The 11,669-nt window shown below is 68.6% G+C and carries 10 protein-coding genes; 4 read left to right on the forward strand and 6 right to left on the reverse strand.

Annotated elements, in window-relative coordinates; all coding sequences use genetic code 11:
• Positions 1-117 precede the first annotated feature (117 nt).
• The 4 genes from rsmG to K2224_RS06545 all read left to right on the forward strand — a co-directional run bounded on the left by rsmG (position 118) and on the right by K2224_RS06545 (position 4,233).
• On the forward strand, positions 118-843 hold the full coding sequence (gene rsmG, locus K2224_RS06530) for a 16S rRNA (guanine(527)-N(7))-methyltransferase RsmG (RefSeq protein ID WP_221905679.1): 726 nt from the start codon (positions 118-120) through the stop codon (positions 841-843).
• 304 nt (positions 844-1,147) lie between these two features.
• A complete protein-coding gene (locus K2224_RS06535) occupies positions 1,148-2,218 on the forward strand; it encodes a ParA family protein (protein WP_221909466.1) in 1,071 nt (356 codons plus the stop codon).
• Positions 2,215-3,309, forward strand: coding sequence for a ParB/RepB/Spo0J family partition protein (locus K2224_RS06540; RefSeq protein ID WP_221905680.1), 1,095 nt, complete (start codon positions 2,215-2,217; stop codon positions 3,307-3,309). The genes K2224_RS06535 and K2224_RS06540 overlap by 4 nt, the downstream gene beginning before the upstream one ends.
• Before the next feature lie 306 nt (positions 3,310-3,615).
• Positions 3,616-4,233 carry a GNAT family N-acetyltransferase gene (locus K2224_RS06545; protein ID WP_221905681.1) on the forward strand — a complete coding sequence of 206 codons (618 nt, stop codon included), beginning with the start codon at positions 3,616-3,618 and terminating at the stop codon, positions 4,231-4,233.
• Positions 4,234-4,344: 111 nt separating this feature from the next.
• Here the strand turns inward: K2224_RS06545 and trxA are convergent, their stop codons facing one another.
• The 6 genes from trxA to murJ all read right to left on the reverse strand — a co-directional run bounded on the left by trxA (position 4,345) and on the right by murJ (position 11,650).
• A complete protein-coding gene (gene trxA / locus K2224_RS06550) occupies positions 4,345-4,671 on the reverse strand; it encodes a thioredoxin (RefSeq protein ID WP_221905682.1) in 327 nt (108 codons plus the stop codon).
• Between the two features lie 50 nt (positions 4,672-4,721).
• On the reverse strand, positions 4,722-5,696 hold the full coding sequence (gene trxB / locus K2224_RS06555) for a thioredoxin-disulfide reductase (RefSeq protein WP_221905683.1): 975 nt from the start codon (positions 5,694-5,696) through the stop codon (positions 4,722-4,724).
• A gap of 113 nt (positions 5,697-5,809) precedes the next feature.
• Positions 5,810-6,244, reverse strand: coding sequence for a hypothetical protein (locus K2224_RS41305; protein WP_313904756.1), 435 nt, complete (start codon positions 6,242-6,244; stop codon positions 5,810-5,812).
• A gap of 515 nt (positions 6,245-6,759) precedes the next feature.
• Entirely contained in the window at positions 6,760-7,455 is a 696-nt protein-coding gene (gene sigM / locus K2224_RS06565) for an RNA polymerase sigma factor SigM (RefSeq protein WP_221905685.1), read from the reverse strand.
• A gap of 185 nt (positions 7,456-7,640) precedes the next feature.
• Positions 7,641-9,341 carry a protein kinase family protein gene (locus K2224_RS06570; protein ID WP_221905686.1) on the reverse strand — a complete coding sequence of 567 codons (1,701 nt, stop codon included), beginning with the start codon at positions 9,339-9,341 and terminating at the stop codon, positions 7,641-7,643.
• A gap of 107 nt (positions 9,342-9,448) precedes the next feature.
• Positions 9,449-11,650 (reverse strand): murein biosynthesis integral membrane protein MurJ, encoded by a 2,202-nt coding sequence (gene murJ, locus K2224_RS06575; protein WP_221905687.1) that lies wholly within the window; start codon positions 11,648-11,650, stop codon positions 9,449-9,451.
• Between the last annotated feature and the right edge of the window lie 19 nt (positions 11,651-11,669).

The raw sequence follows: 11,669 nt of genomic DNA on the forward strand, positions 1-11,669 counted from the left end.
TTTCTTTGGCCCCGTCTGCTCGCAGGCGGGGCCAAAACTTGTCAGCCTTCTGTGTTATCCCCGGTCGTAGCGCCGGGTTCCCGGCAGGAAAAGCAGTCCAGAGGAAGGGCGGTTCCCGTGACGGAGGCATCAGCGGAGCTCCCTCCCGCGCCGAAAGTGGCGCAGGAGGTTTTCGGCGAGCGCTTTGCGGAGGCCGTGCGGTACGGCGAACTGCTCGCCGACGCGGGCGTGAAGCGCGGGCTCATCGGGCCGCGCGAGGTGCCGCGGCTGTGGGAGCGGCACCTGCTGAACTGCGCGGTGCTCTCCGAGGTCGTCCCAGAGGGCGTCTCGGTGTGCGACGTGGGGTCGGGCGCCGGGCTGCCCGGCATTCCGCTGGCGCTGGTGCGTCCTGATCTCAAGATCACGCTACTGGAACCGCTGTTGCGGCGGACGAACTTCCTCCAGGAGGTCGTCGAACTGCTCGGGCTGGATCATGTCACGGTCGTGCGGGGGCGCGCGGAAGAGGTCATGGGCAAACTTCCGCAGGTGCATGTGGTGACCGCGCGGGCCGTCGCGCCGCTCGACCGGCTGGCCGGCTGGGGGGTTCCGCTGCTGCGCCCCTACGGAGAGATGCTGGCGCTCAAGGGCGACACCGCGGAGGAGGAACTCAAGGCGGCCCGTGCCGCGCTGAGCAAGCTCGGCGTGGTGGACACGTCGGTCCTGCATGTCGGAGAGGGCGTAGTGGATCCGTTGTCGACCGTGGTGCGGGTCGAGGTCGGTGAGAGCCCTGGTGGGGTGCGATTTGCCGCGAAGCGGGCGAAGGCGGCGCGCAGCAGCCGGCCGTCGAGGGGGCGCCGACGCTGAGGCGCTCTGCGGGAGAAATCCGACTCATTTCTCTATAGCGGGCAAAAGAGTCCGCTGAAGAGCGGATAGGGCGAATTCCGCAGGCGCTACAAAAAGCTACAAGACGGAGTGTCGCGTCTTAATCGGACGCGGCGCTGGCATCGTGTTTCACGTGAAACGTCGTTCTCTGCTGCAAGGGATCATCAGCCGCGGTCGTGCGGCTGCCGAGCCGCACGACAGGAAACCCACACGGGTCACGAAAGTATCCACAGATGCGGGTTCATCCACAGGAGAACGGACCTCACTGGTTCGCGATACCGAAAGCATGGCAGGCTCTCACCATTGTGAGCCTGATGTCGAGGAGAGTGAATCCTTGCGGTCCGACGCCAACATCGCGGGACCGATGACCGATCCGGTCCCCGGTCCCCGCAACGAGTCGTTCGGGGACGACGTTTCACGTGAAACGCCGCCCCTGATGGACAACACACCGGTAGGTCGCGCGGCGCAGCTGGCGGTAGGCGCGATGGGCCGCGCAGGTGAGGGGCTGCCCCGTCCTGAAGAGACCCGGGTCATCGTGGTCGCCAATCAGAAGGGCGGGGTCGGCAAGACCACCACCACCGTGAACCTTGCGGCTTCGCTGGCCCTGCACGGAGCCCGGGTGCTGGTGATCGACCTCGACCCGCAGGGCAATGCGTCGACGGCCCTGGGGATCGACCATCACGCCGAAGTGCCGTCCATCTATGACGTGCTGGTCGAGAGCAAGCCACTCTCCGACGTCGTGCAGCCGGTGGTCGAGGTGGAAGGGCTCTTCTGTGCCCCCGCCACCATCGACCTGGCCGGTGCCGAGATCGAGCTGGTCTCACTGGTGGCACGCGAAAGCCGGTTGGACCGCGCCATCCAGGCGTATGAACAGCCGCTGGACTACATCCTCATCGACTGTCCGCCCTCACTCGGCCTGCTGACCGTCAACGCGTTGGTCGCCGGTGCCGAGGTGCTGATCCCGATCCAGTGCGAGTACTACGCGCTGGAGGGTCTGGGGCAGTTGCTGCGGAACGTCGAGCTGGTACGCGGCCATCTCAACCCCAAGCTCCATGTCTCGACGATCCTGCTCACCATGTACGACGGACGTACCCGTCTCGCCTCGCAGGTCGCCGATGAGGTGCGCAGCCACTTCGGCAAGGAAGTGCTCCGGACGAGCATCCCCCGCTCGGTACGCATCTCGGAAGCACCCAGCTATGGCCAGACGGTGCTCACCTATGACCCGGGCTCCAGTGGCGCGCTCTCGTATCTCGAAGCGGCCAGAGAGATTGCGCTGCGGGGGGTTCCGCAGACCGGGGAGCAGGGCCTGAGTGTGAACTACCAAGCACAGCACAGCATCTCGGAGGGGACTCAGTGAGTGAACGACGTAGAGGGCTGGGCCGCGGGCTCGGTGCGCTGATCCCCGCGGCACCGCAGGGCACGGATCCGTCCGCGCCGGCTGTGGGAAGGGGGACGACGTCGCCGTCGTCCGTACCGGTTCTGGCTCCGGACCGAGGAGTGGCGGCCGCCAAGGTGGCTTCGCTGCCGACGCCCAATGTTTCACGTGAAACACCGGGCGAGGCGGAGAGCACCGGTGGAGTCCCGGCGGAGGTGGCCGGTGCCCACTTCGCCGAGGTTCCGCTGGACGCGGTCAGGCCGAACCCGCGGCAGCCGCGAGAGGTCTTCGACGAGGACGCTCTCGCCGAGCTTGTCACCTCTATCAAGGAGGTGGGTCTGCTGCAGCCGGTGGTGCTCCGCCAGACGGCGCCGGAGCGCTATGAGCTCATCATGGGTGAGCGGCGCTGGCGGGCCTGTCGTGAAGCCGGCCTGGAGAAGATTCCCGCGATTGTGCGGGCCACGGAAGACGAGCGACTACTGCTCGACGCGCTCCTGGAGAATCTCCATCGGGCGCAGCTGAACCCGCTGGAAGAGGCCGCTGCCTACGATCAGTTGCTGCAGGACTTCAAGTGCACGCACGACGAGCTGGCCGATCGGATCGGACGTTCGCGTCCCCAGGTCACCAACACGCTGCGGCTGCTGAAGCTCTCACCGTCCGTGCAGAAGCGTGTCGCGGCGGGGGTGCTCTCCGCCGGGCACGCCCGGGCGCTGCTCTCCGTGGAAGACCATGAGGAGCAGGACAACCTGGCGCGCCGGATCGTCGCGGAGGGGCTGTCGGTCCGTTCGGTCGAAGAGATCGTGACGCTCATGGGGGGCGACCTCAAGAGTGCCGGCGCGGCGAAGAAGCCCCGGGCGGGCGCGCGGATCTCCCCCGCGCTCACCGGTCTCGCCTCCCGGCTGTCCGACCGTTTCGAAACCCGGGTGAAGGTCGATCTTGGCCAGAAGAAGGGAAAGATCGTCGTCGAGTTCGCCTCGATGGAAGACCTGGAGCGCATTCTGGGAACCCTGGCTCCGGGTGAGGGCCCCGTCCTGGGAAACACGCCGGACGAGGAGAGCGGCGAAGAAGAGTGAGCTGACGTTTGCGGCTCGTGGGCGAGGCGTGTTCCGGAACTGATACCGGAACACGCCTCGCCCTTTGCTTGCTGGCAGTACCCGCGCCCGTAAAGGGTGGATACGATGCGATCGGGTATGGCACGCATCCACGCGGAGACCTCATCTTGAGGAGAGGGCCATGCGATCAGTGAGCCGCACCGGACTGCTGGCAGCGGGCTTCGGGCTCGCAGCCCTCGGAGGGTTCGTTGGTGGTCTGCTCAGAGAGCAGGCGGCGCTGAGAGCGCTGCGCGGTGCGGCAGGCGAGGGAAGCGAGGACCTGGTTCCATGGGCCGTCGGCTCGTACCGCTCACGCTGGACAACCTTCCGGATCTCCCCAAGCGCTGCCGCTCCTGCGTGTTCTGGGAGCTCGACCCCGTCAGCGGCGAAGCCGCGGTAAAGGCGGGGCGTCCGGAGCTGGAGAAGGAAGCCTGGATCTCGGCGGTCCTGCTGGAGTGGGGATCCTGTGGGCGCGTCGTCTATGTCGATGATGTGCCGGCCGGCTTCGTCATGTACGCCCCGCCGGCGTATGTCCCGCGCTCAACAGCCTTTCCCACCAGTCCGGTGTCGCCGGATGCGGTGCAGTTGCTGACGGCGTGGCTGACTCCTGGCTTCCAGGGACAGGGGCTGGGCCGGGTGATGGTCCAGACGGTGGCGAAGGACCTCATCCAGCGCGGCTTCAAGGCCATTGAGGCGTTCGGTGATGCGCGCTGGACCGAGCCGGCGTGTGTGCTTCCCGCCGATCACCTTCTGGCGGTGGGCTTCAAGACCGTCCGCCCGCATCCACGTTTTCCACGACTGCGGCTTGAACTGCGGACCACGATCTCGTGGAAAGAAGACGTGGAGCTTGCTCTGGACCGTCTGCTCGGAGCCGTTCAGAAGGAGCCCGCGCTCCGACCGTTGTGAGACGGACCGCCGCCATGTTTCACGTGAAACATGGCCGGTGTTTCACGTGAAACAGGCCCGCCCCCACGAAGGGAGCGGGCCCATGTTTCACGTGAAACGTGACGGCGTGCCTCAGGCGAGGAAGTCCGCGAGATCCTTCTCGATGGCGGCCTTCGGCTTGGCACCGACGATGGTCTTCACGACCTCGCCGCCCTTGTAGACGTTCATGGTCGGGATCGACATGACGCCGTACTTGGCGGTGGTCGCAGGGTTCTCGTCGGTGTTCAGCTTCGCAATGACGATCTCGTCGTGCTCGGCAGCAATGGCCTCCAGGGACGGGGCAACCTGACGGCACGGGCCGCACCAGGTGGCCCAGAAGTCCACGAGGACGGGCTTGTCGCTCTTGAGGACGACCTCTTCGAAGTTGTCGTCCGTCACGGTCACCGTGGCGCCGGCCATGGCAATCTCCTTACTGGGGTGGGTCGGGGTGGAAAGCTCAGGTACGCGGGTCAGGCGGAAGGGGTCTTCTCCGGCTCGGCCGTGGCCTCGCCGTCCGAGAGAGCCGCGAGGAACCGCTCGGCGTCGAGGGCGGCGGAGCAGCCCGTGCCGGCAGCGGTGATCGCCTGCCGGTAGGTGTGGTCGACGACGTCGCCGGCGGCGAAGACGCCCGACAGGTTCGTCCGGGTGCTGGGCGCATCGACCTTGAGGTAGCCCTCGTCGTCGAGGTTCAGCTGGCCCTTGAACAGCTCGGTCCGCGGGTCGTGACCGATCGCGATGAAGAGGCCGGTGACCGGAAGCTCGGAGGTCTCGCCCGTCTTGATGTTGCGCAGCGTCAGGCCGGAGAGCTTGTTCTCGCCGTGGATCTCGGCGACCTCGCTGTCCCACACGAACTTGATCTTCGGGTCGGCGAAGGCACGCTCCTGCATCGCCTTGCTGGCGCGCAGGGTGTCACGGCGGTGGACGATCGTGACGGACTTGGCGAAGCGCGAGAGGAAGGTGGCCTCCTCCATCGCGGTGTCGCCGCCGCCGATCACGGCGATGTCCTGGTCCTTGAAGAAGAACCCGTCGCAGGTCGCGCACCAAGAGACGCCACGGCCGGACAGCTCGTCCTCACGCGGCAGGCCGAGCTTGCGGTGCTGGGAGCCCGTGGCGACGATGACGGCCTTGGCGCGGTGCACAGTGCCCGTGGTGTCGGTGACGGTCTTGATCTCCTCGCTGAGGTCGACCGAGACGATGTCATCCGGCAGCAGCTCGGCGCCGAAGCGCTCGGCCTGGGCGCGCATGTTGTCCATCAGGTCCGGGCCCATGATGCCGTCGCGGAAGCCGGGGAAGTTCTCCACATCGGTGGTGTTCATCAGCGCACCGCCGGCGGTGACGGCGCCTTCGAAGACGAGCGGCTTCAGGGACGCGCGGGCGGTGTAGAGCGCTGCGGTGTAGCCCGCGGGCCCGGAGCCGATGATGATCACGTTGCGGACGTCGCTCACGGGTGTCTTCCTTGTCTCTGCCGACGGCTTGCTGGGGTCTCGGAACTCTCACCCCACCCAACGGATCCTACGGGGCGAGCATTCCCGGAATGCCACAGCGGACCTGCCGCCGTTCAGTCTCGCCGGTACGAGTGGGTCAGCAGGACCTTCCCGGGGGCCGGCGGAGCGGCCGAGACGCATGAGGCGGTGACGACGTAGGCGGAGACGCTCTTGGGATCGGACGGGTGAGGCAGCACGACCAGGAACGTGTCCTTGCCCTCATACGTGCGACGGCTGGATGCCAGCGGTGTCTCGGTGCGGCCGATGCCCTGACGCACGCACGACGGGACGGCGTCGGGCTCGCCCCGCAGCGGAGTCTCGGGAGAGCTGCGCGTGCCGATCTCCGGAATGCTGTGCGCCTTCTTCGTGGCGAGCAACTTGTGGACGTCGGATCCAAGCGTCGCGGCGGTCAGGCGCGAAGAGGTGCCCCCGCTCGCAGTAGGGCCGCTGTCCGGCTTGGTGGCCTGTACGCCGCTGGTGCCGGCGCTCTGGAGGAGCAGACTGCCCACTCCGAGGACCGCCGCAGCGGCTGCGGTGCCGAGGAGGATCCGGGGCCACCGCCGAGACCGGATCGGGCGGCCGCCCGGCGACTGACGGCGGGGTCCGGAAGCGCCACGGGCCCGCCCCGCCGGTGAAGCAGACGCCGCACGGTGTGGTGGCTGGATGCTGGTTTCACGTGAAACGGCGGTTGGCCCGGTCGATGTTTCACGTGAAACCGCAGTGGGGCTCGGCGATGTTTCACGTGAAACGCGCGGCCTGCCCTCGGCTGTGGTGGAGTCCAGCAGGGCCTCGGCGGCAAGGGCCGCATCGATGCGTTCCGCGACGTCGGCGGGCATCCGGGCCGGGCCGGGGAGCGTACCGAGGAGCCCGCGGATCTCCTCCAGGGATGCATGGACGTCTTCGCACAGTGCGCAGCCGGCGAGATGATTCCGCAGATCCGCGATACGTGAGGGGGAGAGCAGCCCGTCCGTGAGATCGGAGATCTCGGAAACCTCCGGGTGCTCGCCTGCGCCGGTCGTCGACGTCACGCTCGCCCACCTCCGCCCTTCACGGCACCTGTGCCCTTCGGTCCTGCCGTCGGTGGGACGGATGTCCCCTGCGCCCGGTTCCTTCCCCCGCTCGTGGGATTGCTACCCCCGTCGTCGCCGCGCAGATGGGTGACCAGGGGCAGGAGGCGAGCTCGCCCGCGTGAGCACCGGCTTTTCACCGTGCCGGTCGGGACGTCGAGGATGTCGGCAGCCTCCGCGACGGAGTATCCCTGCATATCGACGAGCACGAGGGCGGCCCGCTGTTCCTCGGGCAGGGTGCGCAGCGCACGGAGTAGTTCCCGGTGCAGGTCCTCGCGCTCGGCCGGGAGCGCAGCGGACTCCTCGGGATCGAGGAGCTGCTCCAGGCGCTCGGTTTCGGCGACCGGAGATGTGCGCCGTGAGGCGGCCTTGCGGGCGCGATCCAGACAGGCATTGACGGTGATGCGGTGCAGCCAGGTCGTCACGGCGGACTGGCCGCGGAAGGAGTGTGCGGCGCGATAAGCGGAGACCAGCGCGTCCTGCACAGCGTCTGCGGCTTCTTCGCGATCGCCGAGGGTCCGTAAGGCCACGGCCCACAACCGGTCACGGTGGCGACGGACGATCTCCCCGAACGCCTCGGGGTCGCCCTTTACATGCAGCGCGAGGAGATCAGCGTCGGTTGGTGTCGAAGCCTTGTCGCTGTCGGTGGACACGGGCCCCCCGGCCGTAGCTGCCTGATCTCGGTCCCATTGAAGCCCGCCGGGTGAGGAAAGTAAATGCTGGGAAAGCCACCTCGCGGACCGTGAACGATCTCGGTGAGCCGAGGGGCGTGGCACGAGCACCGGCCGACGGCCGGCCGTTTGTCCTCCTGCCACGCCCTCCGAGACGGCGTGCCTGTTCAGCTGGTAAAGGAAACCTCGGTCACGCCCTGCTTGAAACCGGCGCCGCTGTAGGTGTCCGCCGGCGACTCGGGCATCGCGGTGATCCACACGACGACATAGCGTGCCTTCGCCGGTGCCTTCAGCGTGACCTTGGCGGTGCTCCCCGACGTCTTGGCCGTGCCCAGCTCACGCATGGAGCTCAGCGGCGCGGACGGGGACAGGGAGTCCGCGGCGTAGAGCGTCACCGTCGTGTGGTTGCCGATGTAGTGCAGGCCGATGGAAGCGCTGCTTATCTGCTGCTCCGAACCGAGGTCGTAGACCAGTCCGACGCCCTTCTTGAAGGCCGGGTTGAGGTCGGGGCCCTCGCGGTAGCTCTTGCTGCGCCAGTAGGTCGCGGGGTCGCCGTCGTAGGTGGCTCGCACCTGGTCGGGGTGTTGCGGCTGGCCGTCCGGGTAGTACTCGTCGGCGTTCACGATCTTGAGTGCCTTGCCCTCGGGCTTCTTGGCGCTCCCGCCGGAGGGCTGCGAGTTCCGGGTGCCGTCGTGGTCGTTCTCCCACTTCAGCAGGGTGTCGGCCAGTTGCCAGCTGCCCAGGCCCAGCGCCGCGATCAGCAACGCGGAGACGGACCACTTCAGTGCCTTGCCAGTGCGGCTGTGGAGCGGGGGCGGCGGTGCGGGGACGGGCTGCGTCGCCTTGACCGACTGGGCGTAGGAGCCCTGCTGGAAACCCGTCCGCTGATACGGCGGCGGGGTGGAGAACGCCGTCTCCGGCGGACGGATGCGCGGCATGGCGGCGACGGCCTTGGCCAGTTCCTCCGGAGTGGTGCACGGCGGCTCCTGGCGGGAGGCGGTGGCTCCGTCGTTGACCAGGGCCCGCATGGCGAGCTCGGACAGGCCGCGGTGCACGCCCGCGCGGACCTGGTCGGGTGCGATCAGGCCGACGCCCTTGGGCAGGCCAGTGAGGCCGTAGGCGTCGTTCTCGTACGGCCAGCGCTGGGTGAGGGCGGCGTACAGCAGTGCGCCGATCGCCTCGGTGTCCGTGCGCTGCGGGTGTTCGCAGGTGATGCCGCGGAGTGCCGCCATGACCGCGAGGCCGCGGATGCGGTACTGCCCGGACTCCGTGCGCAGCACCGAGCCAGGGGTGAGCCGCAGGTGGGACAGGCCCTCGCGGTGGGCGGCGGCCATGGCCTGGGAGACCTGGCTGACGAGCTGGTAGGCGTCGTGGGGCTCGAGCGGACCGTTGGCGAGGACCGTGGCCAGCTCGGTGGCGTCCGGCAGCCATTCGTGGACGACGTAGACCAGGTCGTTGTCCTCGACGGCGTCGAGGACCTGGACGAACCGGGGATCACCGAGGAGCGCCGAGGCACGCGCGGCCGAGAGCACCGGGCGGGCACGGGGGTGGTCCGCGGGCAGGACGTGGACGCCGACGGCCCGGCGGAGTTTTTCGTCGACCGCGCGCCAGCTGCTGAATCCGTCCAGACGGGTGACGCACTCCTCGAGTCGGTAACGTCTGGCGAGCTTATGGCCGCTGTGGAGTTCCGGAGGCTTGGAATCAGTAGCCTCGGCACCCTCGCTGTCGGTGCGCGCGGCGTCCTTTTCCTTGCCGGATACCTTCTCGGCCTCCGCACCGTCGTCCGTGGCCCGCCCCGCCTTGGCGGTCAGCGGCTCCTCGCCGCTCGTGTCGGCCACGTCGACGGCAGCCGTGCTCCGTTCCGCCACCGTCGTTCCTGCCTCCCCATCCGTTGCAGGCTCAATGAGCCAAGACAATTGTGCCCACAGTCCGCCACTATGCACGACACACGGTGGCAGTCGATGGTTGTGCCCGATCAGCGTCCCAGCTTGGACCTGACCATGCCGACCAGCGCGTTCATCTCCTCGATCCGCATCTTTCGGGCGGCGAGGTAGAAGACGGCCAGAAGTGCGGCGGCGCCGCCGACGAGCGCGGCGAGCGAGCCGATGAAGCCGGTGCCGAGAGCCTGCATCAGGACGTACACCAGGACGCCGGAGATGATCGTGGCCGGGATGCTGGCGCCGGCCAGGCGCGCGTAGGTCCGCACCACGTGCGCGGTGTCCAGGTCGCCACCCATTCGCTTGCTCAGCCGGCGCCAGGCGACGCCGACTCCGATGATGTAGGCGAGGCCGTAGGACGCCGCCATGCCCACCACGGCCCACTGTGCGGGCAGGAGCAGGAAGCAGAGGGCGGAGGCCGCGGCGTTGACGCCGGCGACGATCACCGTGTTGTAGAAGGGGGTGCGGGTGTCCTCGTACGCGTAGAAGGCGCGCAGGACGACGTACTGCACCGAGAACGGGATCAGGCCCACGCCGAAGGCCATCAGCATGTAGCCCATGGGGATCCCGGCGCCGGACGAACCGTAGACCAGCGTGCACAGCGGGATGCCGAGGGAGAGGAACCCGAACGAGATCGGGACGATGGCCACGGCCGAGGTGCGCAGGCCCTGGGACATGTCGTCCCGGACGGCCCCGGTGTCGCCGTCGTGCGCGGAGCGGGCCAGCCGCGGCAGCAGTGCGGCCATGACCGAGACGGTGATGATCGCCTGGGGCATGTTCCAGATCAGCTGGGCGCTGGCGTAGGAGATGAAGCCGGTGCCCGGGTGGCCCTGCCGGTCGGCGGTGTTGCCGGCCCAGGTGGAGAGCTGGGTGACGACCAGGACGCCCGCCTGATTGGCGAGGACGAACAGCACCGTCCACTTGGCGAGCTTGGCGGCCTTGCCCAGGCCGTGGCCGCGCCAGTCGAACCGGAGCCGCAGTTTGAAGTCGGCGTCGCGGAGATACGGGATCATCGCCAGCGCCTGGACCACCAGACCCAGGAGGGTGCCGATGCCGAGCAGGCGGATGCCCTCGTCGGGGATCGTGGTGACGCCGATGTGGGAGGTCTTCGCCGTGCCGTAGACCCAGATGAACAGGCCGAAGGTGGCGATCATGACGATGTTGTTGAGGACCGGGGTCCACATCATCGCGCCGAAGCGGCCACGGGCGTTGAGGATCTGGCCCATGACGACGTGCAGGCCCATGAAGAAGATCGTGGGCACGCAGTAGCGGGTGAAGGCGACCGCGACCTCGTTGGCCGCCGGATCGCGGGAGATGTCGAACGAGACCAGCTTCACCAACAGAGGCGCGGCGAACACCGCGAGTATCGTCAGGGCGCCCAGGACGACGATGACGAGGGTGAGCAGCCGGTTGGCGTATGCCTCGCCGCCGTCGTCGTCCTCCTTCATGGCGCGGACGAGCTGCGGGACGAAGACGGAGTTCAGGCCGCCGCCGATGGTCAGGATGAAGATCATCGTCGGCAGCTGGTAGGCCACCTGCCAGGAGTCGCCGAGCACCGCGCCGCCGAGCGCCGCGACGATCAGGGCCGAGCGGACGAAGCCGGTGAGCCGGGAGACCATCGTGCCGGCGGCCATCACGGCGCTGGACTTCAGCAGTCCGGAGGCACGGCCGCCGGACTGCTTGCCGGCCGCCGCGACGGGCGCGGGCTCCGGCTCGGGCTCCTCGGCGAGCTGCTGCGCCACCGGCTCGGGGCCGGGCGCCGTCGCGGGCGTCGGCCCGCTGGCGGGGGACGGCTCGGGGCGCGGCGGCTGGTAGGGCTGCTGCTGGTCCCGGTAGAGGTGGGCGAACGCGTCGCGCTCGGAGCGTTCGTCGCCACCCTGGGCCATCAGCGCGTCGCCGCCGGCGAACTGCACCGTCGCGTCGGGGTCGCCGTGCGAAAGATCGTGGGCGGGCGCCTGTGGCGCCGCCGGTGCCGCCGCGGGCCACTGTTGGGGGCCGGGCGGCTGCTGGTAGAGCGGATGCGCGGGCTGCCCCGGGGAAGGCGGCGGTGCGTCACGGCCGTAGCCGGGCTCGGTGGCCGGGTCCTGGGCCGTGGGGGCCGATGCCTGGTGCGGATCGTTGCGGTGGGCGTCCTGGACGTAGGAGTCCTGGTCCGTGGGCAACGGAGGCGTCGGAGGGACCGCCCCCGAGGGATCGCCATGGGCGCCCCGGCCGCGGCCACCGTCATACGGCGCATTCATCGCTGCCCCACCTCATCCG

The sequence above is a fragment of the Streptomyces sp. BHT-5-2 genome (assembly GCF_019774615.1).
GTDB lineage: Bacteria > Actinomycetota > Actinomycetes > Streptomycetales > Streptomycetaceae > Streptomyces.